Annotated in this window: 26 protein-coding genes; 5 read left to right on the forward strand and 21 right to left on the reverse strand. The window is 66.9% G+C overall.

All coding sequences use genetic code 11. The features are described 5' to 3' along the window. Window positions 1-309 (reverse strand): gene transfer agent family protein, encoded by a 309-nt coding sequence (locus tag SALA_RS10140; RefSeq protein ID WP_041384011.1) that lies wholly within the window; start codon window positions 307-309, stop codon window positions 1-3. 14 nt (window positions 310-323) lie between these two features. Beyond that, a complete protein-coding gene (locus SALA_RS10145) occupies window positions 324-731 on the reverse strand; it encodes a phage tail tube protein (RefSeq protein WP_011542282.1) in 408 nt (135 codons plus the stop codon). A 47-nt stretch (window positions 732-778) separates the two neighbouring features. Here SALA_RS10145 and SALA_RS10150 point away from each other — a divergent pair, with 47 nt between their 5' ends. Then, complete coding sequence (locus tag SALA_RS10150) at window positions 779-1,114, forward strand: hypothetical protein (protein ID WP_011542283.1); 336 nt, start codon at window positions 779-781, stop codon at window positions 1,112-1,114. A 17-nt stretch (window positions 1,115-1,131) separates the two neighbouring features. Here SALA_RS10150 and SALA_RS10155 read toward each other — a convergent pair whose 3' ends face one another. The 13 genes from SALA_RS10155 to pip all read right to left on the reverse strand — a co-directional run bounded on the left by SALA_RS10155 (window position 1,132) and on the right by pip (window position 11,246). Further along, on the reverse strand, window positions 1,132-1,524 hold the full coding sequence (locus tag SALA_RS10155) for a tail completion protein gp17 (protein WP_153802679.1): 393 nt from the start codon (window positions 1,522-1,524) through the stop codon (window positions 1,132-1,134). Next, complete coding sequence (locus SALA_RS10160; protein ID WP_049754637.1) at window positions 1,521-2,069, reverse strand: head-tail connector protein; 549 nt, start codon at window positions 2,067-2,069, stop codon at window positions 1,521-1,523. The genes SALA_RS10155 and SALA_RS10160 overlap by 4 nt, the downstream gene beginning before the upstream one ends. Beyond that, window positions 2,066-2,347, reverse strand: coding sequence for a hypothetical protein (locus SALA_RS10165; protein WP_041383243.1), 282 nt, complete (start codon window positions 2,345-2,347; stop codon window positions 2,066-2,068). Before SALA_RS10165 ends, SALA_RS10160 begins: the two co-directional genes overlap by 4 nt. A 23-nt stretch (window positions 2,348-2,370) precedes the next feature. Continuing rightward, window positions 2,371-2,526, reverse strand: a complete 156-nt coding sequence (locus tag SALA_RS17135; protein WP_153802680.1) for a hypothetical protein — start codon at window positions 2,524-2,526, stop codon at window positions 2,371-2,373. Further along, the gene (locus SALA_RS10170; RefSeq protein WP_011542285.1) at window positions 2,523-4,016 is read right to left on the reverse strand and encodes a tail fiber domain-containing protein; all 1,494 of its coding nucleotides are present in this window, start codon (window positions 4,014-4,016) and stop codon (window positions 2,523-2,525) included. The genes SALA_RS17135 and SALA_RS10170 overlap by 4 nt, the downstream gene beginning before the upstream one ends. A gap of 108 nt (window positions 4,017-4,124) precedes the next feature. Next, entirely contained in the window at window positions 4,125-5,267 is a 1,143-nt protein-coding gene (locus SALA_RS10175) for a phage major capsid protein (protein ID WP_011542286.1), read from the reverse strand. A gap of 170 nt (window positions 5,268-5,437) precedes the next feature. After that, window positions 5,438-5,872 (reverse strand): HK97 family phage prohead protease, encoded by a 435-nt coding sequence (locus SALA_RS10180; RefSeq protein WP_153802681.1) that lies wholly within the window; start codon window positions 5,870-5,872, stop codon window positions 5,438-5,440. Between the two features lie 11 nt (window positions 5,873-5,883). Further along, window positions 5,884-6,216 (reverse strand): DUF6127 family protein, encoded by a 333-nt coding sequence (locus tag SALA_RS10185; protein ID WP_011542288.1) that lies wholly within the window; start codon window positions 6,214-6,216, stop codon window positions 5,884-5,886. A gap of 96 nt (window positions 6,217-6,312) precedes the next feature. Beyond that, complete coding sequence (locus SALA_RS10190) at window positions 6,313-7,419, reverse strand: phage portal protein (RefSeq protein WP_011542289.1); 1,107 nt, start codon at window positions 7,417-7,419, stop codon at window positions 6,313-6,315. Window positions 7,420-7,432: 13 nt separating this feature from the next. After that, window positions 7,433-8,074 carry an NYN domain-containing protein gene (locus SALA_RS16830; RefSeq protein ID WP_011542290.1) on the reverse strand — a complete coding sequence of 214 codons (642 nt, stop codon included), beginning with the start codon at window positions 8,072-8,074 and terminating at the stop codon, window positions 7,433-7,435. Between the two features lie 149 nt (window positions 8,075-8,223). Then, on the reverse strand, window positions 8,224-9,534 hold the full coding sequence (locus SALA_RS10205) for a DNA-packaging protein (protein WP_011542291.1): 1,311 nt from the start codon (window positions 9,532-9,534) through the stop codon (window positions 8,224-8,226). After that, a complete protein-coding gene (locus SALA_RS10210; protein ID WP_011542292.1) occupies window positions 9,531-10,031 on the reverse strand; it encodes a hypothetical protein in 501 nt (166 codons plus the stop codon). Before SALA_RS10210 ends, SALA_RS10205 begins: the two co-directional genes overlap by 4 nt. Window positions 10,032-10,157: 126 nt before the next feature. After that, window positions 10,158-11,246, reverse strand: a complete 1,089-nt coding sequence (gene pip, locus SALA_RS10215) for a prolyl aminopeptidase (RefSeq protein ID WP_041384021.1) — start codon at window positions 11,244-11,246, stop codon at window positions 10,158-10,160. A gap of 491 nt (window positions 11,247-11,737) precedes the next feature. Between pip and SALA_RS10220 the strand changes: the two genes are divergently transcribed. The 3 genes from SALA_RS10220 to SALA_RS10230 are packed head-to-tail and all read left to right on the forward strand — an operon-like array spanning window position 11,738 to window position 15,504. Beyond that, on the forward strand, window positions 11,738-13,900 hold the full coding sequence (locus tag SALA_RS10220; RefSeq protein ID WP_011542294.1) for a S9 family peptidase: 2,163 nt from the start codon (window positions 11,738-11,740) through the stop codon (window positions 13,898-13,900). A 10-nt stretch (window positions 13,901-13,910) separates the two neighbouring features. Further along, window positions 13,911-14,486: a phosphoribosyltransferase gene (locus SALA_RS10225; RefSeq protein ID WP_011542295.1), complete on the forward strand. Its 576-nt coding sequence runs from the start codon at window positions 13,911-13,913 to the stop codon at window positions 14,484-14,486. Beyond that, window positions 14,479-15,504, forward strand: a complete 1,026-nt coding sequence (locus tag SALA_RS10230) for an adenosine deaminase (RefSeq protein ID WP_011542296.1) — start codon at window positions 14,479-14,481, stop codon at window positions 15,502-15,504. The genes SALA_RS10225 and SALA_RS10230 overlap by 8 nt, the downstream gene beginning before the upstream one ends. Before the next feature lie 88 nt (window positions 15,505-15,592). On the opposite strand, the gene SALA_RS10235 is transcribed toward SALA_RS10230, so the two are convergent. The 6 genes from SALA_RS10235 to secB all read right to left on the reverse strand — a co-directional run bounded on the left by SALA_RS10235 (window position 15,593) and on the right by secB (window position 21,423). Continuing rightward, window positions 15,593-16,633 (reverse strand): rod shape-determining protein, encoded by a 1,041-nt coding sequence (locus tag SALA_RS10235; RefSeq protein ID WP_011542297.1) that lies wholly within the window; start codon window positions 16,631-16,633, stop codon window positions 15,593-15,595. A 170-nt stretch (window positions 16,634-16,803) separates the two neighbouring features. Then, window positions 16,804-17,292 (reverse strand): hypothetical protein, encoded by a 489-nt coding sequence (locus tag SALA_RS10240; protein WP_041383250.1) that lies wholly within the window; start codon window positions 17,290-17,292, stop codon window positions 16,804-16,806. 143 nt (window positions 17,293-17,435) lie between these two features. Continuing rightward, entirely contained in the window at window positions 17,436-18,125 is a 690-nt protein-coding gene (locus SALA_RS10245; RefSeq protein WP_011542299.1) for a DUF4136 domain-containing protein, read from the reverse strand. A 154-nt stretch (window positions 18,126-18,279) separates the two neighbouring features. Further along, the gene (gene trpS, locus SALA_RS10250) at window positions 18,280-19,278 is read right to left on the reverse strand and encodes a tryptophan--tRNA ligase (protein WP_011542300.1); all 999 of its coding nucleotides are present in this window, start codon (window positions 19,276-19,278) and stop codon (window positions 18,280-18,282) included. Between the two features lie 21 nt (window positions 19,279-19,299). Next, window positions 19,300-20,877, reverse strand: a complete 1,578-nt coding sequence (gene murJ / locus SALA_RS10255) for a murein biosynthesis integral membrane protein MurJ (RefSeq protein ID WP_011542301.1) — start codon at window positions 20,875-20,877, stop codon at window positions 19,300-19,302. 27 nt (window positions 20,878-20,904) lie between these two features. Then, window positions 20,905-21,423, reverse strand: coding sequence for a protein-export chaperone SecB (gene secB, locus SALA_RS10260; protein WP_011542302.1), 519 nt, complete (start codon window positions 21,421-21,423; stop codon window positions 20,905-20,907). Window positions 21,424-21,672: 249 nt separating this feature from the next. Here secB and SALA_RS10265 point away from each other — a divergent pair, with 249 nt between their 5' ends. Then, a complete protein-coding gene (locus SALA_RS10265) occupies window positions 21,673-22,338 on the forward strand; it encodes a Tim44/TimA family putative adaptor protein (RefSeq protein WP_011542303.1) in 666 nt (221 codons plus the stop codon). Window position 22,339: the final 1 nt, after the last annotated feature.

The following is a 22,339-nucleotide window of genomic DNA, read 5'->3' on the forward strand; positions in this document are numbered from 1 at the left end:
TCAGCGCCCCTGCAATATCTGCCCCAGCAGCACGCGCAGCGCCGGGGTAACCGCCGCCAGCCCCTGCGCCACGACCGCCTCGCCGACATCCTCGCGCGTCAGCGCCGCGGGCCGGTCGCGCACGCAGTGCCAGAACAGCGCCGCCAGTTCGCCCAGCGCCAGCCGCCCGTCCGCCGCGCGCTCGACCAATGCAAACAGCGGCCCCAGCTCCGCCTCCGCCGCGACCAGCGCCGCAAAGCTCGGGCGCAGCACCAGCCGTTCGCCCGCGACGCATAGTTCCGCCTCGCCGCGCAGCGCGTTCGCCCCCATCTTCGCCGACGCGCTCACAGGCTCACCACCGCGCCGCTCGATTCGAGGTTCAGCGTGTAATTGCGCTCGCCATTATAATCGCCGGCATAGTCGAGCCGCGTGACCAGAAAGCGCCCGCGCAGCCGCTCGCCGCTCTCGAAGCTCAGCTCATAATCGTCGATCACGCCCGACAGCGCATGGCCGCGCAGCCGCAGCTCGGCATCGGACCCGGTAAAGATGCCCGCGGCGCTCACCGACACCGACCGTACCCCCGCGCCCGACAGCAACTCGCGCCATCCGCCCGAATCCTTGGTGGTGACGTTCACCGCCTCGCCGTTCACCGACAGTTGCGTCGTGCGCAGCCCAGCGACGGTCCGATAGGTCGGCGGCGCGCCGCCGTCGCCGACCTTGAGCAGAAAAGCGCTCCCATTTTCGATGGCCATCGTCTAATCTCCTTGAAAAATAATCATGCGGAATGGGGAGTCGCAGGATGCTGATTACGACACTGGTTCTGGCTGCGATGGTCCAGTCGCCCGCCGCGACGGTCGACCGGACGCGCGCCGCTTTCACCAAATGCCTTCGCGACGACCTCAAACGATCGCTCGAAGCCAAGATCGAAGAGGCCGAATATGGGATGCGGCTGAAGGCGAACTGCGCGAATGAACGCGACGCCTTTCGCAAGGCGGTGATCGCGCTCGGCCGCGCCGCGGGCGATTCCGAAAAGGTCGCCACCGAGGACGCCGACTGGCAGGTCGAGGATTATCACGAGAACTTCACAGAGAAGTTCAAGGACTATAAATCGACCAACACGCTGCCCGGCGACTGATCCGCGACCGCCAGGGCTCAGGCCGCAAGGCACCGGCACCGCACGACAATTTCGTGCCGCCAGCCGCCCTCGCGCCCAAAGCCAAAGCGTGTGCGGATCGTGCGTGCCCCGACGATATTCCAGCCGCCCGCCGTCCCGCGCATCGCCGCGACGACGCGCTCGATACAGCCGGCGGCGCCGTCTTCCATCGCGCCGCCGACGCCCACCAGCACCAGCGTCAGCCGCACCTCGCGCCCCGCGCGGTCCTTCGTGCCCCAGTCGCGGCCCTCGGCGCCGGCGACCATCGCATAGGGCGCGCTCGCGCGCGGCGGCACCCCGTCGAAAACGCCGTGCATCATCGCCGCCAGCGCATCGTCGCGCGCCAGCAGGTCGAGCGCGCGGGCGCGCACCGCGCCTTCGGCGCTCGTCACTGCCCGCCGCCCAGCGTCAGCCGCCGCCACGGTTGCCACAGCGCGGCGATGGCTGCCGGCGGCGCCGCGCCCGACCCGTCGCGGGCATCGTGCAGATGCTGTGTCATGCGCAATATCCCCTGCCGGATCGCTTCCGGCACGCCGTTCGGGCCATCGGCGATCCCCGCGCGATAGGTGACGCGCAGCCGCCCGGCGCCGCCCGCCGCTTCGATCCTTATGTGCGCGCTCCCGTCGCGGCCGACGGACACGCGGTAATCGGCCTCCGCCAGCGGCGTTTCTCCGCCGCCCGGCGCCAGCAGCGCCACGCTGTCGATGCCGACCACCGGCCGCGCGCCGAGCCGCACCATGCCCGCACCGATCGGCAATCGCTCATCGACAGCGCGAATGATCAGCCACTGGCCGATAAAGGCCTCGCAGATATTGGTCGCGGCGCGGACCAGTCCCGCCACCACCGCATCGTCGACCGTCGCGCCCAGCCGCAGCCAGCCGCGCGCTTCGTTCAGGCTCACCGGCGCGTCGCCGGGCACCAGACTTTCGGCCATCATCGCTCCTCCACCCGCATCGTCATCGACCGTTCGTCGATCTGTCCGTCGCTCATCGTCACGCGGTTCGTGACGCGATAGACGTGGCCCGCGATCCCGCCGGCCAGCGTGACCGTCACTTCCAGCAGGTCGTGCGCCGCGCCGACCACGATCACCCCGCCATCCTCGGCCGGTTCGACCGACCAGTCGCTCGCGATCACCGCCTGCCCGCCCGGATAGGCGGCCGCCCAGTCGAACTCGAAATCGATCCGCGTCCCCGGATCCTTCACCATCATCGTCATTGTCGCGCCCTTTCGTTAGGGTCCTATGGTTTGCGCAGCGTCACGCGCCGCGCCGCCTCGCGCACCGGCGGCGGCGCCGTCTGCGGCGCGGCGGGCTCCGGCCCGGCCCACTCGCTCGCCAGGCCGCGCCGGGCCACATCGGCGATCGCCCGCGCCGCCAGTGCCGATCCGTCGATCATGCCGCCCCCTCCAGCGCCGCGATCCGCGCTTCCTGCGCCGCGATCAGGAACAGCGCGAGCTGATCGGTGCGGACCCCGAAGCGGTCGGCGACGGCCTCGTCCCCGCCCCGCTCATCCCCCGCGTCGTAACAAAGAAAGGCATGGCGGCTGCTCGGATCGCCGCCTTCGACAACGGGATCGATCAGGCCTTCGTCGGCCATGATCGCCCATACCGCCTGCGCGCGCACGCCGAAGTGCAGCCGCGCGCCGTCCTCGCCCTTTTCGGCGATCGCGGCGTTCCATTGAAAGAACCCCAGTTCGCCCGCGATCCGCCGCGCGGCGCGCAGTTCGGCCTCGGTCGGCGGCCCGCGCCATGTCTTTTCGCGCGCGTCACTGGTGTTGATCGTGCCGTTGACGGCATAGATTTCGCTGACCCGGTTGACGCTGCCGCCAATGGTATAGGCATTGTCGGCGACCGGATAGAAACCCCCGGCGGACGAAATCGCCCAGCGATAGGCGCCGCCCGTGCCGAAGCGAATCGGATGGTTCAGGCTGTTCCAGATGTCGAAGCCATCGTCGATCGCCGAATAGCCGCAGAACCCCTTGGCCCCCGACGGATCGTAAAAGGCCTGATAACAGGCGCCACCGCCGCGCGCCGTGGTCGTTTCGAGCCGCTGTATCTCGCCGCCCGCTTTCACATGCAGCCGGACAGCCGGGGACGTGCCGACGCCAAGGCCGGTGCCCGACCAGCGACAGATTTCGGTGCCATCGGCGGCGCCGTTGCGCCCCCGGTAAAGGGCAAAGGCGTCGATCCCCGGAACCTGCCCGATGCACCAGTTGTTGATGCCGGCCTGCGTGAAGCTGATCTGGGCGCCGTTCGGCGTGCCGGAGAGGTTGGCAAAGTCGGCGAGGATGCCGCGAGCGGGATTGGCGATCGCCACGTTGAACAGATAATTGGGGACGGCTGCGCCGAATATATATCGCCCGTCGGCATCGCGAAACGCCAGCGCCGAAAGCGGAATGTTGAACCAGTCCGCGCCGCGGCGAAGTGTCACCGTGTCGCTCGCTTCGCCCGACTCCACGCTGCCATGCAATGTCGAAATCGGCTGTCTGGTAGCGACCACGCCGGTCAGGGTCGCCACTTCGCCGCCCAGCGCCGCCACCTCGTCCGCCAGCGCCGCCGCCTCGGTATCGCGGCCCGCAAACCAGTCGGCGCCAACGGTCAGCGCGATCGTTTTCAGCCCCGGCGCGAAATCGACTGTCGCGCCGCCCGCTGATGAAGCCGCCACCGCGTCACGCAGCAACCGCCCGCTGCCGTCGATCCGCCCGATCCCGACCTCCCACTGATCGGGATGGGCGATCCCGGCGACGGCATAATGAAACGGAACGCCGGGCGGCACGGCGCCCGCGAACCGGCGATGGCCGGGCACCGCGCCGGTCGGCGTCAGCGGCCCGGTCCCGCCCTCCTGCGCCAGCTCGCGCACCAGGTCGGCGAAAAAGGGGGTCGGCATGGCAAAGCCATCCTTTCAACGTTTCGGGAATCGGAACAGTTGGCGCCCGGCCCGCTCCCGAAAGGGAAAGGGAAGCCGGACCGGGCACCCATCGCGCACCAGTGCTGCTCAGCTGGCGGCGAATTTCATCAGCTTGATCGCCTGCGAATCGATGATCGCGCCGCCGACCCTTTTGGTTGCATAGAAATGCACGAAGGGCTTGTTGCTGAACGGATCGCGCAGGATGCGCGTCTCGCCGCGGTCGGCGATCAGATAGCCCGCGCGGAAATTGCCGAAGGCGATCGACAGGCTGTCGGCCGCAATATCGGGCATGTCCTCGGCCTCGACGACCGGATAGCCGAGCAGGCTCGCCGCCTGTCCCTCGACCAGCCCCGGCTGCCAGACGAAGGCGCCGTCCGACGTCTTGAACTTGCGGATGCGCGCCAGCGTATCGCTGTTCATCACCCACACCGCGCCCTGCCGGTACGGAGCTTTCAGCGCATGGACCAGCTCGACCAGTCTGTCCTCAGGGTTCACCGCCGGAAAGGCGCCCGCGCTGCCCGTCGCCAGATGCTGCAACGTGCCGAACGGCCGCGCACCGTCACCCTCGTCGCTCGTCGCATAGGTCAGGAATCCCCTGGGCCGGTTCGTGCCGTTGCCGGTCACGAACGCCGCCCCTTCGGCGACCGCGAACTCGCGCCCGATCTCGTCGGCCAGCCAGGCCTCGACGTTGAACATCGCATCGTCGAGCATCGCCTGGCTCGCCGCCGGATTGGCGTAAAGCTCGCCCGACGGCGGCGCGATCTCGGCAAAGCTGCGCGTCGCCGTCTCGGGCCGCGCGTCGCTTTCGCCGACCCAGCCCGCGCCCGTCGCGCCCGTCGCGATCAGCTTCCGGTACCCGCTCGTCCCTGTCTGCACCACGGTCGCGATGCTGCGGATCGGCGACAGCGATTTCAGCGTCGCGGCGATGCTGGTGTCGATCTCGCGCGGCACCGCATAGCCGCCCTCGGCTCCGCTCGCCCCCGACAGGCTCTTCATCTCCACCCCGGCGTCGATCCCGCGCCGCAGATAACGTTCGACAAAGGCGTCCAGCGCCGGATCGGCCGCCTTCGCCCCGTCGAGCGGCAACCGCGCCGCCGCGACCGCCTGGGCATCGACCTGTGCCTTCAGCGCCGCAACCGACGCCTTCAGCTCATCGACGGCCTCCGCCGCCAGCACCGCATCGAACGCGCCGTCCAGCGCATCGGCCTTCACTTCCATATCCACTTCCATGCCCGTCACTCCTTCAACCAAAAAGAATCCTCCCCATCGACTTGCGATGGGGAGGGGGACCGCGCCCGAAGGGCGTGGTGGAGGGGCGACAACCTCGCGCCATTTCCCTCCGTCAACGGCTCGCGCCGCTGCCACCTCCCCATCGACTTGCGATGGGGAGGAGCGCCAAATCAGCGCCTGCGATCCTCCACCGCTATCACCCGCGCCAGCGGCTGCATCGGCATCGCCACCAGGCTCACCTCGGCCAGATCGAGCGCCAGCAGCTCGCGCGGCCGCGCCCCGCGCGCCGCCGTCACCCGATAGCCAAAGCTCAGCCCGGTCAGCGCCCCGCGCGCGACCAGCCCGGCGGCCGTCGGATGCGTCACCCGCGCGACCACGCGCAGCCCGCGCTTGTCCTCCGCCAAAGCCTCGATCACGCCGACGACAGCTCCCGGCCGATGCTGCCACAGCAACGGCACCGCCCGCCGCGCCCGCAAACTCGCCGCAAACGCCCCGCTGCGTACAATGTCCCCGCCCCGATCGACGCGGTCGAACACCGCAGCGTAACCGGCGAAACGGATAGCCCTCTCCCCTTCAGGGGAGAGGGTTGGGAGAGGGGAACTCAAGTGGGCGATTCTCACTTCAGCAATCCCGGCAACCCCAGCTTCACCGCCAGCCCGACGACGAGCAGCGCCAGCATCCCGCGCACCGCCCAGTCGACCGCCGCTTTCCACGCGCTCGTCTTGGCGTCGCGCCACGCGCCGAGCAGTTGCCTGAGGTCCGCGACATCGTCGCGCGCCGCTGCATCGGCCAGCCCCAGCCGTGCCAGCGCCCGCCGCGCCCCCAGTTCGCTCGCCTCCTCGACCACCGCGCGCAGCAAGGCCGCATCGGCACCTGACGCACCGGACGCTCCGATCGCACTTGTCCCCGCCAGCGCGATCAACCGCGCCAGCGCCTCATCTTCATCCATGTCGCTATCCTCACAAAAAACCCTCCCCCTGGGAGGGGGGAGGGTTGCGCAGCCTTGGCAGCAAGCTGGGTGGGGGTGGGCCGGCGCCCGCGAACGCTACGCCACCCCCAGCAGCGCCTTCTTCTCGTCCGCGCTCAGCCAGTCGGCACCCGACACCTCGCGCCACAGCGCCATCCGGTCCTCGGCCAGCGCGGGCAGCTTGTTGAGGTCGACGCGCAGCTCGGCGCCGTCGAACCAGCCCGACAGCCCCTGCGCGATCGCCCCCAATATCTTGGCGCACAAAGGCAGCACCGTCAGCCGCCACAGCGCGCGATTGGCCTCGCGATAATTGGCATAGGTCGCGTCCCCCGGCAGCCCCAGCAGCATCGGCGGCACCCCGAACGCCATCGCAATCTCGCGCGCGCTCGAATCCTTCAGCGCCAGGAAATCCATCTCGGCGGGCGACAGCGACAGCGCCTGCCACCGGAGGCCACCCTCCAGCAGCAAGGGCCGCCCGGCATTGGCACGCCCCGAAAAACTCTCGGCCAGTTCCTCGCGCAGCCGCTCGACCTGCTCGGCCGACAGCGGCATCCCCTTGTCGCCCGGATCATGGACCAGCGCCCCCGACGGCCGCGCCGCATTCTCCAGCAGCGCCGCATTCCACTTCGCCGCCGCATTATGCGCCGCGATCGCCCCCGCCGCGGCGCCCAGGCACCCCGCGCCATAATGATCGTCGAGCGGATGCAGCGCCTTCACATGCACCACCGCGACGCGCCCCGCGCCATCCTCGGCGGGCAGGACCGCCGCCGACCCGCCCGCCTTGTAGCGATAGGCCACCGGCCACCCGCGCGCGTCGGCCTCGACCGTCACCCGCTCGGGGCGCAGCGCGAACAGCTCGGCCGGCGCCCCCGCGCCATCGGTCAAAATCTGCACATAGCCATTGCCGTGCAGCAACAGGTGCGACGCCAGCGTCTCAAGCAGCCCCTGCCCGCCCGACGTCGCCGAAACCAGCGCCAAGAGCCCCGGATCGCTCGCCTCCAGCGGCGCACTCGCCGCCGCCTCGGCCACCAGCCGCACGCTGCGCTGCACGATCGCATTCGCCAGATACCCCTCGCGCACCTGCGCTTCCCACGACAGCGGCGCAGGCGCCGACCAGCTCCCATACACCCGCGACAAAGCGGGCCGCGCAGCCCCCTGCGCAGCCTTCCGGCCAAACCAGTTCATGATGATCTCCTATTTAGGCAGGCTTCTTTGGACGATAGTCGCGGCTATCCAGACATTGGTCGTAAAGCTGCCGGTCGAGCTTGATCCAATCTGTCTTGTCGATGCCTCTTACGCGATATGTCGGGCTTACCGGAAAGGCGGAGGCTACCTTGATCCAACGTTTTTGTTCTTGTGCTATCAGCCGAATTTCGTCGGCCACTTCGGTAAGATCTTGATCACGACAAAACAGGATCGCCACGTCAAACTCTCGTTTCAAGGCAAGCCTGATGACATCTAGCGCGATACGAACATCTATCCCCTTCTCATCTCCGTCTAGAAATGAGTGTTCTGTACCATCAGGCAGTCTGACTTTTTTGTTCCGATAGCGTAAGGAACGAGTAAAAACATGGACGCCTTGGCGAGCCATTTGAGCAGCTTTTGCAACCCAAAAATGATTCCAGAACGGCTTGTCTGCCGCATCCGGAACGCCGGTATAAAAGCGTGTTTGCTGCAACTGCCAACCATGGTCTTGGCAAACTCGTTCTGCCAATAGGGTTGGATCAAAATTGGGCCAGCTGTATCCAAACGCTTGCTTCGCAGAGTGGAAAAGATTTTGTCCGTCGAAAAACGCAACGGCGCGAATCAGAGGTAGCTGGTCTGCCATATAACGGAACATGTCATGAACATAACAGTTTCGCTAGGCCAAAATTAATAACCCCGCCGGAGGCCTTTCGGCGTGTCCGGCGGGGAAGAAGTTGATGACCGTCAGATAAGACATCCTGTATTAACGTCAAGTGAAAATTATCCCGTCAGGATAATCTCTCCCTAAACCACCCGCACCCCCGGCCCGCGCCCCTTGCGCATCCCGTCCAGCAACGCCGCCAGCGCCCACACGCACGCATCCGCCCGGTCGGGCGAGCGCCCCGGCCCCGCATAGCCGCCGCCCATCTGCAATCCGCAAAGCTGGTCCTCCAGGTCGGCAAACGCCCCCGCATGGACCACCTGCCCGCGCTCATAGGCCAGCGCCACCGGCTCCGCGCGCCGCGCCTTGCCGACGCTCGCATGAATCGCCACGACGGGCAGCGTCATGTCGGCCTGGCGCAGCACCGCCGCGACCATGTCGCCGCCCATATTGCTCTCGGCCACCACGCGCTCGGCGCCCCAGCGCGCCGCCGCGGCGGCCACCGCCTGCGCCCACACGCCCGGCAGCGGGCGTAGGGCGCTCGCATCCTCGACCACCGCCAGCCGCCCGTCGCGCAGCAGCGCCGCCACCACGATCCCGCACGCATCGCCCCCCGCGCTCGCCGGCGGATCGACGCCGATCACGACGCGCGCGAATTTGCCGATGCTCCCCGCATCGACGCGGCACCGCTCGATCAGCGCGCGCGTCCACAGCGCGTCCTCGACATCCTCCAGCAATTCGCCGTCCAGCTCCTGCCGCCCCAGCCGCGTCCCGCCATAGATGGCATCCATCGTCGCCAGCCATTGAACCGACAAATTGCGCCGGTTGCTCGCCGTGCGCCCGCGCGTCGTCGCAACCCCCCTTTCCTGTATCAGTCGCCGTACCAGCGGCACGCAGCGCGGCGTCGTCGTCGCGACGACCTGTGGACGCGCGCCAATCCGCATTGTCAGCATCAGATTATCCCATGCGGCCTCGCCCTTCGGCCATTTTGCGATCTCGTCGCACCACGCCGCATCATGCTCAGGACCGCGCAGACTGTCGGGCTCGACAGCCGAATAGAGCGTTGCCACCGCGCCGTTCGGCCACGTCAGCCGCCGCAGGCTGCTTTCATATTCGGGGCGCAGATGGTCGGGTGCAATCGCCAATAACCCGCTTTCGCCCTCGACCATCACCTGCCGCGCCTCCAGCAACGACGCCGCGACCAGCGCGATCCGCGCACCCGGCGTCGTCTCCGCAAAGGCGCGCACCCACTCGGCGCCGGTGCGCGTTTTGCCGAACCCGCGCCCCGCGAGCAGCAGCCACACATGCCAGTCGCCCGTCGGCGGATTCTGGTCCGCGCGCCGCCACCACGACCAGTCGGTCAGCAGCTGCGCGCATTTCCTGTCCGACAGCGCCTTCAACCAGCGATCGAGTTTCGTCCGCGTTTCGCCGACGCAGTCGGTTGCGTGCTTCATTCGCGCTCGCCCTGATCGGCGAGCAGATCGGTCTCGGCCGCGGCCTGCGCCTGCATCGCATGGAGCTTCGCGGTCAGTCGCGCCTTGGCGCTCCCTTGTGCCGCGGCGGGGCCGACGCCGGGCAGCTTGGCCCCGCGCACCGCCGCGCGATGCGCCGCGAGCAACGAAAGGCCGAGCCGGTATTTCTGGGCCCGCGATTTCAGCGTCGCATCCTTCACATTGCCCGTCGGCGCGATCAGCGCCTCGGCCAGCAGTTCGGCTTCGAGCCGGGCAAAGCCTTCGCACAGCGCCGCTTGCCAGCGCGCGGCAAAGCCGCTGTTGCGCCGCCGTTCGCGATACATGGCATCGGCGCCGATTCCGGCCTTGCGCGCCGATGCGGCCACATTTGACGATTCGGCGAGCGCCTCCAGAAAAATGTCCATCTGTGCGCGGCCGGGACGCGCCCTGCCGCCCGCATTTCCTCCATGGCCCTCCCCGACCTTGCCGATCCGTCCCATCGCCGCCTCCCCGGAAAACAGATCGGGCCGACCGCCCCGAAAGGCGCCGGCCCGACTCGCAATTCTTCATGATGTGACTCGTGTGCCACATCAGCGTGACGATGTCAACAAAAATAACCTATATGGTTATACAATCCTCCCCAACCCATCCATCACCGCCGTCAGCGCCAGCGCATTCTCGCGCTCCATCGCGCTGTGCCCCGCATTGGTGACGACATAGGACACCGGCTCCGCCCCCGCGGCGCGCAGCGCGGCGACCAGCCGCGATGCCTGTGTCAGCGGGCAGACTTCGTCGAAACGGCCGTGGACGATGTGGATGGGGATCGACGCCAGTATGTCGATATGGTCGAAAAAATGGCCCGCGGGCAGGAACAGGTCGTTGGCGAAATAATGCGCCTCGATCTGCGCGAAGCACAGCGCGAAATCGGCCTCGCCGAACTTGCCCGTGTCGGCCGTCTCGGGGATCATGTTGGAAATCACCCCTTCCCATAGCGACCAGGTGAGCGCGGCGTTCAGCTGCCGCTCCTTCTCCGCCGCATTCGCCGGCACCATATCGAAAATCGCCTTGTACGACGCCATGACATCGCGCCGCTCGTCGGCGCTCAGCACCGAGAGCAGCGCCGCCCATTGGTCGGGATATTTGATATAGGCGCCGGGCGCGGTCAGCGCGAACGGGTCGTCTCCCCACGTCGCGGCATTGCCCTGATAGAGGTAAAGCAGATCCTCCGCCGCGCCCAGAAAGATGCCGCGCAGGATCAGGCTGGCGCAGTGCGCGGGATGCTGGATCGCATAGGCCATGGCCAGCGTGCTGCCCCAGCTGCCGCCAAAGACGTGCATCGGCCCCGCAATCGCCAGATGATCGCGCAATTTCTCGATGTCGCCGATCAGGTCGGCGGTGGTGTTTTTGGCCAGCGCGACCGCCGGCCCGGCCGACGCGACATTGGGCTCGCTCTTGCCGCACCCGCGCTGGTCGAACAGGATCACCCGGTATCGCTTCGGATCGAAAAAGCGCGCCATCACCGGCGCGCACGCGCCGCCGGGGCCGCCGTGCAGGACCATCACCGGCTCGCCCGCGGGATTGCCATATTCCTCCCAGTAAAGGCGGTGCGCGGGATCGCGGTCGACCTCCAGCCACCCGAAATTGAGGCAGGCGGGCTGCGGATAGACCCACTGCTCGCCGATCTTGCTCGACGCCTGAAGCCGCGAAAAATCCATGACCATAACCCCATCCGCTCCCCAGTAAGCCCCTCCCCTTCAGGGGAGGGGCAACGAAGACTTGGCAGCTTGCTGCCTAGTCGTAGTGGGGTGGGGCCTGTCGGCCTCGCGCAAGGCCGACAGGCCCCACCCCAACCCCTCCCCTGAAGGGGAGGGGCTTGATTCCGCTCGACCCGAAAAGACTCCAAATCCTTGATCCATCAGGTAGTTGACCGCCCGCCCCCGAATGTCCAGACCCTGCACTTCGGAAAACAGGGAGCGGCAAGGGGACTCGACACGCGATCGGCAAGCACCGCGACAAGTGGACGCTGTACCCCAGCGAAAGCCGGGGCCCAGGGCGTCCAAAAGCCAAGCGTTGCTCCAGTACGCTCTGGACCCCGGCTTTCGCCGGGGTGCCTGTCACTTTTTCGACGGGGTATATCCGCCAAATCAAACCGCCCGCCGCTTGCTGACAGGCAGGAAGCAGCGGCGCAGAAAAGGGAAAGATGTTGATGCGCAAACTGGCCTTGTTTGGAACCGCCCTTATCGCCCTCACCGCCCAGCCGCTCTGGGCGCAGCAGGAAGAGGCCCCGGCGCAGCAGCCGCCCGCATCCGAAACCCCCGCCGCTACCCCCACCCCCATGCCCGCCGCCGCGGTGGGCAGCGCGCGCACCGGCCCCGAACGCCGCTTCACCGGCGCCGACCTCTTCGACCTCGCGATCGCCGCCGATCCGCAGATCAGCCCCGACGGCCGCCACATCGCCTATGTCCGCCGCGCGAACGACATCATGACCGACCGCGCGGTCAGCTCGATCTGGCTGATCGACACCGCGACCGGGCGCGAAACCCCGCTTGCGGGACAGGATGGTCCGGCCTTTTCGCCGCGCTGGTCGCCCGACGGCTCGCGCCTCGCCTATGTATCGGCCGCGGGCGGCAGCGCGCAGCTCTGGGTGCGCTGGATGGACGGCGGCGAAGCAGTGCGGCTGACCGGCCTGCCGACCAGCCCGTCGAGCCTGACCTGGGCGCCCGACGGCCGTTCGATCGCCTATACGATGCTGGTGAAGGACGAGGGCGCCAGGCTCGGCAGCGCGCCCGCGAACAAGCCGGAGGGCGCCAAATGGGCCGAACCGCTCGACGTCCGCACCCTCCTCACCTACCGCGCCGACGGACAGGGCTATGTCGAGCCGGGGTTCGAAAAAATCTTCCTCATCCCCGCGACCGGCGGCGCGCCGCGCCAGTTGACCTTCGGCCCGTATCACGATGGCGGCCCCTTGAGCTGGTCGCGCGATGGTCGCACGCTTTATTTCAGCGCCAACCGCCAGGCCGAGTGGGAAACCGATCCGCTCGAAAGCGAGATCCACGCGCTCGACGTCGCCAGCGGCGCGATCGCCACGCTCACCGACCGCAACGGCCCCGACGCCAATCCCCTGGTGTCGCCCGACGGCCGGCTGATCGCCTATCTGGGCTTCGACGACGCGCTGCGCGCCTATGAGCAGACCGAACTCTATGTGATGAACCGCGACGGGTCGGGCCGCCGCCGCATCGCCGCCAACTGGGATTACAGCGTCGATGCCGTGCAGTGGGGCGCCGACAGCCGCAGCCTCTATGTCCAATATGACGATCATGGCGAGACGAAGGTCGCGCGCGTCACCCTCGACGGGTCGGTGCGCGACGTGGCGAAGGGGCTGTCGGGCGGCGGGCTCGACCGGCCCTATACCGGTGGCAGCTTCACCGTCGCGGGCAACGGCGCGATCGCCTTCACCGGCGGCACCGCCACCCGCCCCGCCGAGGTGCAGCTCGCGCGCGGCGGCGGCGAGGCGCGGATGCTGACCGACCTCAACCGCACGTTGCGCGAGGTCAAATCGCTGGCGCAGGTACGCAAGATCACCGTGGCGTCGAGCCACGACGGCCTGCCGATCGAGGGCTGGCTGACCCTGCCGCCCGGCTATGTCGAGGGACAGCGCGTGCCGCTGATCCTCGAAATCCATGGCGGGCCCTTCACCGCTTATGGCCCGCATTTTTCGACCGACAATCAGCTTTATGCCGCTGCGGGCTATGCGGTGCTGTCGGCGAACCCGCGCGGCTCGACCAGCTATGGCGAGGCCTTCGCGCAACAGATCGACAAGGCCTATCCGGGCAATGATTATTTCGACCTCATCTCGATCGTCGATCAGGCGATCGCGCTCGGCATCGCCGACCCCGACGCCTTGTTCGTCACCGGCGGGTCGGGCGGCGGCGTGCTCACCAGCTGGATCGTCGGCAAGACGAACCGCTTCAAGGCCGCGGCGACGCAGAAACCCGTCATCAACTGGCAGACGCAGGCGCTGACCGCCGACGGCCCCGCCTTTTTCGGCCCCTATTGGCTCGGTGCGCAGCCATGGGAAGACCCCGAACGCTACTGGGCACGCTCGCCGCTGTCGCTCGTCGGCAATGTCGAAACCCCGACGCTCGTCGTCGTCGGCGGCGAGGATTATCGCACCCCGGTCAGCGAATCCGAACAATATTACACCGCGCTTCGCCTGCGCGGCGTGCCCACCGCGCTCGTCAAGGTGCCCGGCGCCAGCCACGGCGGCATCGCCGCGCGTCCCTCGCAATCGGCGGCCAAGGCTGCCGCGATCCTCGCCTGGTTCGACAAATACCGGAAAGGCTGGACGCGGCCCGCGGCATCGGATTAATCCCCGTGCGATGAGCGACGACAAGATATTCATCAGCGCCAACGAACTGCTCGCCGATTCGCTGCGCCTTGGCATGCAGGTGATCGACAGCGGGTTCAAACCGACGCATCTGGTCGGCATCTGGCGCGGGGGCGCACCGGTGGGGATCGCGGTGCAGGAACTGCTCGACTATCACGGCCAGCCCTGCGACCATATCGCGATCCGCACCTCCTCCTATCGCGGCATCGACGATCAGGACGCGCGCGTGCGCGTCTTCGCGCTCGGCTATCTCATCGACACGCTGAACCCCGACGACCGTCTGCTCATCATCGATGACGTCTTTGATTCGGGTCGCAGCATCCGTGCTTTTCTGTCTGAATTGAAGGCGCGCTGCCGCCACAATATGCCGCGCGACATCCGCATCGCGACCGTCTGGTTCAAGCCGCGCCGCAACGTCACCGACCTCCGCCCCGATTTCTTCGTCCACGAAACCGACCAGTGGCTGATCTTCCCGCACGAGATCGACGGGCTGACGGTCGACGAGATCCGCCGCCACAAACCCGAAGCGGCGATCATCCTTGGCGAAGTGGAGGCGCCGGGTGCCTGACGGCTTCGCCTCGCACGAAGAGCGCGCCGCCTTCATCGCCGGTCTGCCGAAGGCCGAACTGCACCTCCATATCGAAGGCTCGCTCGAACCCGAACTGCTGTTCGAGTTCGCCCGGCGCAACCGTGTCGCCATCCCCTTCGCCAGCATCGACGACGTGCGCGCCGCCTACGCCTTCACAAACCTCCAGGATTTCCTCGATATTTATTATCAGGGCATGGGCGTCCTCCACACCGAGCAGGACTTCTTCGACCTGACCGCCGCCTATTGTGCCCGTGCGAACGCCGACAGCGTCCGTCACATCGAAATCTTCTTCGATCCGCAAGGCCACACGGCGCGCGGCGTCGCCTTTGAAACCGTCATCACCGGCATCACCCGCGCGCTGGATGATGCCGAGGCGCGGTACGGGATCACGTCAAAGCTCATCCTCTGCTTCCTGCGCCACCTCAGCGAAGCCGAGGCCGAAGCGACACTCGACGAAGCGCTGCCCTTCTTGGGTCGCATTGCCGGCGTCGGCCTCGATTCATCCGAAGTCGGCCATCCGCCGGCCAAGTTCGAGCGCGTGTTCGCCCGCGCCCGCAGCCTCGGCCTCAAAACCGTTGCCCATGCGGGCGAGGAAGGTCCACCCGAATATGTCCGCGAAGCGCTCGACCTCTTGAAAGTCGACCGCATCGACCATGGCAATCGCAGCCTCGAAGACCCCGCGCTCGTCGCGCGCCTCGCCGCGTCGGACATGACGCTCACCGTCTGTCCGCTCTCCAACCTCAAGCTGTGCGTCGTGGACGACATCGCCGATCACCCGCTGAAAATCATGCTCGATGCGGACCTCAAGGCTACCGTCAACAGCGACGATCCCAGCTATTTCGGCGGCTATGTGAACGCCAATTACCAGGCCGTCGCCGACGCGCTCGACCTGTCGCGCGACGACCTCGTCACCCTCGCGCGCAACAGCTTCACCGGCTCCTTCCTGAGTGATGCGGAAAAGGCGCGCCACCTCGCGGCGATCGACGCCTACGCCTGACGCGCGCGCCCGCGATGTCCGCCAGAGCGGCGTGCTGTGACCGAAAACGACTGCCCGCTGCCCACCCCATTCGGGCCAGCACAGAATCTCACGCCGCGATCAGCACCCCATGATAGGTGCGATCCTCGAACGCTCGCCCGGCGCCCATCGCGACACAGATCAGCGCGTCGTCGGCGACCACCACCGGCAGCCCGGTCGCGCGCGCCAGCGCCGCGTCCATCCGGCGCAGCAGCGCACCGCCGCCGGTCAGCGTAATCCCCTCGTCGATGATGTCGGCCGACAGTTCGGGCGGCGTCTGTTCCAGCGCCGCGCGCACCGCGCTCACAATCTGCCCCACGGGTTCCGCCAGCGCCTCGGCAATTTCGGCCTCGGTTACCTGCACCTCGGCGGGGCGGCCGGTCACCAGGTCGCGCCCCTTGACGCCCATGACCATGCCGTCACCGTCGGGCGGCGTCGCGCAGCCGATGGTCAGCTTGACGCGCTCGGCGGTCATCTCGCCGATCATCAGATTATGCTTGCGGCGGATGAACGACGAAATCATCTCGTCCATCTTGTCGCCGCCGACGCGCACCGAATTGCTATAGGCGATGCCGCTCAGCGACAGCACCGCGACCTCGGTCGTGCCGCCGCCGATATCGACAACCATCGCGCCCCTCGGTTCGGCGACCTGCAATCCCGCGCCGATCGCCGCGGCCAGCGATTCCTCGATCAGCTGAACCGACGCCGCGCCCGCATTGCTCGCCGCATCCCGGATCGCGCGGCGCTCGACCATCGTGGACCCGCTCGGCACACAGATGACGACATGAACGCGCTGCGCGAAACGGCTCGCGCCGCCCTGGGCCTTGTCCATGAAATGCTTCAGCATCTGCTCGGCGACGTCGATGTCGGCGATCACCCCGTCGCGCAAGGGGCGGATCGCCTCGATATTGCCGGGCGTCTTGCCCATCATCAGCTTGGCTTCATCGCCGACCACCTTCACCCGGCGCACGCCGTCGCGCGTCTCCAGCGCGACCACCGACGGCTCGTTGAGCACGATGCCCCGGTCCCGCACATATACCACGGTGTTCACCGTCCCCAGGTCGATGGCCATATTGTGCGCGGCCGACGTAAAGCGATCAAAAAACTTCATAGGTGGGGCAAAGGCCTTCGCGAATGGATGGAAGAGCAGCCGCGGCGGGCCGTTCGGCACCCGCAACGTCTGTCGCAAGTTCGACTGCGTAAAAGGCGCCCGCGCGTCAACGAAAGGCGCCGACAATAGTGCCGGAACGGTGGTTTCTCAGGCCCGGCTGTGCGTTCCGTTCAAAAATCGCGGTCAACCGCCGCCGGCACGAGGAACTTCAGCCCCTGCAACCTCACCACCCGATCCGCTTCGCACACGGGAGCCGCGATCAATCGCATCCAGCGGCGCGGCGTCGTAACCGGGCAGATTTCGACGTCGATCGTGAAGCCGCGCCGATGACGGATCGCATAGGCGCGCAGCCTCTCCATCGCGGCGCGCGACTCTTCGGCATAGAGCGCCACCGCCTCCTCGCGGCGGACGACTGCGCCGCGCGGGATGCCGAAAATATCGTGAACCTCGTCCGACCAGCGCAGCCGGTTGTTGTCGGTCAGGTCGCAGTCCCACTCACCGACGCGAATATGCGGCGATCCGGGCCTCTCGGCGACATCGACAATGTCGGGGATCGGGTCGAGCACCTCATCCCCCCGCAATTGCCCCAGCGCGAAAAAGCGGTCGCGCTCGTAAAGCGGCCAGCTGTGGTGGACGGGCAAGGGGTGGGTCGGCTTCAACGCAAGGATCTTCCGCTTTTGGCAAGGATAGGCCTTGCCGCTTAACGATTGATGATCCTGCCTTCCAGCCAATTGCGCCAGCCGCACGAAAATGGCCCGCCCGTCATCGGAAAGGCGGGCCCGTGGCGTTGTCCGCTCAGCGATCAGCCCTTTTCGGGCGGCGCCACCGTAATGCGAACCCGTTCGCCCGAATTGCCGGGGAAGCCGGTGAACATCGCCTCCACCAGATTGGGAACGAGCGTCTGCAGGTCATTGTCGCGCGACTGCGCCTCGGCGCGACCCTCGAACAGGCGCGTGCCGTCGGCCGCACGATTGATCTGCAGCGTCAGCCCGCTGGTATAGACGGTGTAGCTGCTGATGTCGTTATATCCCCAGCCCGGACCGAAACCGCCCCACAGGAAGGGATCACGATAACCATAGACATAGCGGCGCCCACCGGGGCCGCGGACGATCACCGGGCGATAAAAGCCATAACCATAATAGCCGCCATACCAGGGATCGGCGAAACCCGGGCTCGAAACGACGCGCTCGCGGCCCTTGTCGACGCCATAATCCATGCGCACGATCAGATCGGCCTTTTCACCATTTGCGGCCGGGCGATAACCATAGCGCGTGAGCTCACCCGCCACGATATTGGCATATTGGCCGAACTCGATGCCGCCTTGCAGCGCCGGGTTGCTCGCCTCTACGACGAAGCTCTGCCCCTGCGGCGCGGGAAGCTGCGACTGAAAGCGCGCAACATCGGCCTTGAACGGGGTGGCACAGCCCGCCAGCGCGAGCGCCGCCCCCAACATGGCGGCAAGGCCCAACCGCCGGAAGTTCATCTTGCTCATCGTCCTGGCTCCATGATTCGGCGCGCGTTCGGAATGCGCAGTCATAGCATAGACTATGCCAATGCGACTTAACCTTGGTTGAACCCGGTTCGTCGCACCCTGGTCATCGAACGATATGGTGCTCCACGGTCGATCCGCAAGCCCATCCAGCCGGTTAGCGGCAAAGCCCGAGCGCGGCATAGGCGGCGTCGAGCGTCGGTTTCGCCAGCGCCGACGCCCGCGCTGCGCCCGCTTCCAGCGCGGCGTCGATCGCCGCCGGATTGGCCTTCAGCTCGGTCAGGCGCGCGGCGATCGGTCGCAACGTCTCGACCAGCAGCTCGCCGAGCGCGGGCTTGAACGCGCCAAATCCCTGGCCGGCAAAGCGCGCGAGCACCTGATCGACGCTCTCGTCGGCCATCGCGGCATAGATCGACACGAGATTCTTCGCCTCGGGCCGCCCCTCCAGCCCCGCCGCCTCCGACGGCAACGGTTCGGGGTCGGTCTTCGCCTTGCGGATCTTCGCCATGATCGTGTCGGGATCGTCGACCAGATTGATGCGGCTCATGTCGCTCGGGTCCGATTTCGACATTTTGGCATTGCCGTCGCGCAGGCTCATGATCCGCGCTGCGGTCGCCGGGATCGTCGGTTCGGGCAGGGTGAAGGTGTCGGTCCCCGTATCGAGGTTGAACTTGGTCGCAATGTCGCGCGCCAGCTCCAGATGCTGTTTCTGGTCGTCGCCCACGGGCACATGCGTCGTCTGATAGAGCAGCACATCGGCCGCCTGGAGCACCGGATAGGCAAAGAGCCCGACGCTCGCACCCTCGCGGTTCTTGCCCGACTTTTCCTTGAACTGCGTCATCCGGTTCAGCCAGCCGATGCGCGCGGTGCAGAACAGAAGCCAGGCCAGCTCGGCATGAGCGGGCACGCGCGCCTGATTGAACAGGATCGCCTTCGCGGGGTCGATTCCCGCCGCCATCAGCGCCGCCGCCATCTCGCGCGTGTTCGCGGTCAGCTCGGCGGGGTCGTTATGGACGGTGATCGCGTGCAGGTCGGCGAGGAAATAGAGCTTCTCGCCCTCCATCGCGTCCTGCATCCGCACCCAGTTGCGGATCGCGCCCAGATAATTGCCGAGGTGCAAGTTTCCGGTGGGCTGGATGCCCGATAGCGTCCGCATGTCGATGATCCCGTGTGCTGGTTACAATTGCCGTCGACGCAACTGGCCGACGGTGTCGCGATTGACCACGCCGAAAAGCAAGGCGCAACCAAAGAATGTCGCCGCCCCGGCCGCAACGATCGCGCCGAGCGCGGCGATCCGCTCGAACACGCCGCCCGTGAAAGCGTCGCCCGCCAGCGGAATGACGAAATGGAGCGCCGCCGCCATCGCCGCCGCGGCAAGCGCGATGCGCGCAATCCGGCTCAGCACTTGTCCGGTCAGGTGGAACAGCCCTTTCCGATGCAGAATCGCATAGAGCATCGTGACATTGCACCAGGCGGCAAGCGAACCCGCAAGCGCCAGCCCGACGATGCCGAGCGGCGGGATCAGAAGCAGATTCAGCGCGATGTTGATGACCAGCGACGCCGCTGCGGTCCACACCGGTGTGCGCGTGTCCTTGCGCGCAAAGAAATTGGGGACCAGTACCTTCACCAGCACATAGGCGGGCAGGCCGATGACCAGCCCGCCGACGACCGCGCCGGTCGCCAGCCCGTCGGCCGCGCTATACGCGCCGCCGACATAAAAGGCGCTCGTGATCGCGGGTCCGGCGACGAACAGCGCGACTGCCGCAGGAACAGTGAGTAGCATCGAAAGTTCGACCGCATTGCTTTGCAGGCGGAAGGCGCCGTCGCGATCCTCCCGCGCGACAAAGCGCGACAGCGCGGGCAGGATCGCGGTGCCCAGCGCAATGCCGATGATGCCGAGCGGCAACTGATTGAGCCGGTCGGCCATCGCCAGATAGGTGATGCTCTTGTCGGGCAGCATCGCGATGAAGAACAGGTCGACAAAGCGGCTGATCTGGTAGACGCCGGCGCCGAACACCGCGGGCAGGATAAGGACACCCATCTCGCGAACGCCCGCCGTCAGCCGGGGGCGGCGCAGCCCCGGACGGAAACCGGATCTACGCACCCAATAATAAAGCCAGCCAAGCTGGAACAATCCCGAAAGCGACACGGCGATCGCCAGATACAGCCCCGTCGCCGCCCTGGCCTCCTCGCTGCCGTCGCCGGTGAACATGCCGAGCAGCAGCGCCGCAATCAGGCAGAGGTTGAGGAGGATCGGCGCGGCGGCGGCCGCGGCGAAGCGCGACAGACTGTTGAGGATCGCCGCGAATAGCGTCGCGACGCTCATAAGGGCCAGATAGGGAAAGGCGATGCGCGCCATCGCCACCGCCAGGTCGAACCGCGCGCCGTCGGCTTCGAGCGCGTCGCTGGCAAACAGCCCCATCACCCACGGCATGACGATCAGCATCAGCGCCGAAAAGACGATCAGGATCGGGATCAGCACCGCCAGCACCGCCTCGGCAAAGGCGCGCGCCTCGCTTGCGTCGCCATCCTTCGTCATCCGCTGGTTGAACAGCGGGACGAAGGCGGCGGCAAAGGCCCCCTCGGCAAACAGGCGGCGAAAGATATTGGGGAGCTGAAAGGCCAGCTGCCAGGCGTCGGCAACGCCACCCGCCCCCAATATGCGGCTGAGCAACATGTCGCGCGCAAAGCCGAAGATGCGGCTGACCAGCGTCAGCCCGCCGATCGTCCCGACGCTTTTGACAAGGCTGCTCAACGCGTCGGTCCGTTGCCGAAGCCGGGCTTAGGCCTGCCCCACCGGCGCGCCGTCGCCGACCTGCTCGCCCTGCGCGGCCTGGACCTGCTGCATGAACAGGCCGTGGAAATCGATCGGTTCGAGCAGCAACGCGGGAAAACCGCCATCCTGCACCGCATCGGCGACGACGCGGCGGGCAAAGGGGAACAGGATGCGCGGTGCTTCGGCCAGGAAAAAGGGCTGGAGCTGGTCGTCGGGCACGTTGCGCACGCCGAACAGGCCGGCATATTTCAACTCGATCACAAAGCTCGTGCCCTTGTCGGTCTTCGACGTCACGTCGATCTTCAGCAGCACCTCGTACAGATTGTCACCAACGCTGTCGGCGGCGATGTTGAACTGGACATCGACCTGCGGCGCGCCCTGCCACTGATAGACGGCCGGGGCGTTCGGATTCTCGAACGACAAATCCTTCACATATTGCGAGATGAGGCCAATTGCCGGGCTGGTGTCTTCGCCGTTGGGCTGCAGGGCGGGGTTGTTGATGTCGGCGCTTGTCTCGTCGGCCATGATAGGATGCTTTCGCTGAAAAAGGGAACGACAGGTCGGCGCCGCGGGCCGTGTCGGAACCGCGGCGGACGGTTGCCGCGGCGCTTAGCAGCGGCGGCGGACAAGCACAATGGGGCGCCAGACAGGTGCTCGCTGCCGCCGAAAACATTGACGCGCCGGGCGTCAGCGACCATGGCCATTTGAAACGCGACAACGTATCGCCTATGTATTGCGTGATATGTCGCCATTGCTCGCATTGGACCCCTGCCCGTGACCGCTTTTTCGATTGTCCTGCTCGCCATGATCGCCGCCTTCCTCGGAATGCGGCTTTACTCGGTGCTCGGCAAGCGCACGGGGCATGAACAGGAGCCCGTGCTGCCGCGGCGCGACGATCGCTCCGCGCCGGCGCCGATCCGCCTCGACGATGGTGAGACATCGGCGATCGTGACCTCGGCGACCGATACCGCCGGGCTCGTCTATGAGCCTTCGGCGGAGGCCGGCCTTCGCCAACTGCTTGCGAACGACCGCAATTTTGACGCGGGGCGGTTTATGGAGGGCGCCAGGGCGGCCTATCGCATGATCCTCGAGGCCTTTTGGAAGGGCGACCGCGAGACGCTGCGCGATCTTTGCGACGACGACAGCTATGACGCCTTTGTCGAGGCGATCGACGCGCGCGAGGCACGGGGCGAGACGCTGGAAAACCGCCTGATCAGGATCGATTCGGCAAAGATCACCGCGGCGGAGCTGAATCGCGGCGAAGCGCGCATCACCGTGCGCTATCACGCCGACATCAGTGCCATTACGCGCGACGCCGACGGCAAGCTGATTGCCGGATCGATGAGCGACGCCGCACAGACCGACGACCTGTGGACCTTCCGCCGCCAGATCGGCAGCAACGATCCCAACTGGCTGCTCGACGAAGCCGAATCGGCCTGAC

Source organism: Sphingopyxis alaskensis RB2256 (assembly GCF_000013985.1).
GTDB classification, from domain to species: domain Bacteria; phylum Pseudomonadota; class Alphaproteobacteria; order Sphingomonadales; family Sphingomonadaceae; genus Sphingopyxis; species Sphingopyxis alaskensis.

Bases quoted from the DNA above. Each gene is read 5' to 3' on its own strand.
- SALA_RS10145 (WP_011542282.1), bottom strand. From the start codon at position 731: ATGGCCATCGAAAATGGGAGCGCTTTTCTGCTCAAGGTCGGCGACGGC.
- SALA_RS10160 (WP_049754637.1), bottom strand. From the start codon at position 2,069: ATGATGGCCGAAAGTCTGGTGCCCGGCGACGCGCCGGTGAGCCTGAAC.
- SALA_RS16830 (WP_011542290.1), bottom strand. From the start codon at position 8,074: ATGTTCCGTTATATGGCAGACCAGCTACCTCTGATTCGCGCCGTTGCG.
- SALA_RS10245 (WP_011542299.1), bottom strand. From the start codon at position 18,125: ATGAGCAAGATGAACTTCCGGCGGTTGGGCCTTGCCGCCATGTTGGGG.
- SALA_RS10140 (WP_041384011.1), bottom strand. From the start codon at position 309: ATGGGGGCGAACGCGCTGCGCGGCGAGGCGGAACTATGCGTCGCGGGC.
- SALA_RS10165 (WP_041383243.1), bottom strand. From the start codon at position 2,347: ATGACGATGATGGTGAAGGATCCGGGGACGCGGATCGATTTCGAGTTC.
- SALA_RS10235 (WP_011542297.1), bottom strand. From the start codon at position 16,633: ATGAAGTTTTTTGATCGCTTTACGTCGGCCGCGCACAATATGGCCATC.
- SALA_RS10205 (WP_011542291.1), bottom strand. From the start codon at position 9,534: ATGAAGCACGCAACCGACTGCGTCGGCGAAACGCGGACGAAACTCGAT.
- SALA_RS10175 (WP_011542286.1), bottom strand. From the start codon at position 5,267: ATGGAAGTGGATATGGAAGTGAAGGCCGATGCGCTGGACGGCGCGTTC.
- SALA_RS10210 (WP_011542292.1), bottom strand. From the start codon at position 10,031: ATGGGACGGATCGGCAAGGTCGGGGAGGGCCATGGAGGAAATGCGGGC.
- pip (WP_041384021.1), bottom strand. From the start codon at position 11,246: ATGGATTTTTCGCGGCTTCAGGCGTCGAGCAAGATCGGCGAGCAGTGG.
- SALA_RS10190 (WP_011542289.1), bottom strand. From the start codon at position 7,419: ATGAACTGGTTTGGCCGGAAGGCTGCGCAGGGGGCTGCGCGGCCCGCT.
- secB (WP_011542302.1), bottom strand. From the start codon at position 21,423: ATGGCCGACGAGACAAGCGCCGACATCAACAACCCCGCCCTGCAGCCC.
- SALA_RS17135 (WP_153802680.1), bottom strand. From the start codon at position 2,526: ATGATCGACGGATCGGCACTGGCGGCGCGGGCGATCGCCGATGTGGCC.
- SALA_RS10150 (WP_011542283.1), top strand. From the start codon at position 779: ATGCTGATTACGACACTGGTTCTGGCTGCGATGGTCCAGTCGCCCGCC.
- SALA_RS10185 (WP_011542288.1), bottom strand. From the start codon at position 6,216: ATGGATGAAGATGAGGCGCTGGCGCGGTTGATCGCGCTGGCGGGGACA.
- SALA_RS10170 (WP_011542285.1), bottom strand. From the start codon at position 4,016: ATGCCGACCCCCTTTTTCGCCGACCTGGTGCGCGAGCTGGCGCAGGAG.
- trpS (WP_011542300.1), bottom strand. From the start codon at position 19,278: ATGCGGACGCTATCGGGCATCCAGCCCACCGGAAACTTGCACCTCGGC.
- SALA_RS10225 (WP_011542295.1), top strand. From the start codon at position 13,911: ATGAGCGACGACAAGATATTCATCAGCGCCAACGAACTGCTCGCCGAT.
- SALA_RS10220 (WP_011542294.1), top strand. From the start codon at position 11,738: ATGCGCAAACTGGCCTTGTTTGGAACCGCCCTTATCGCCCTCACCGCC.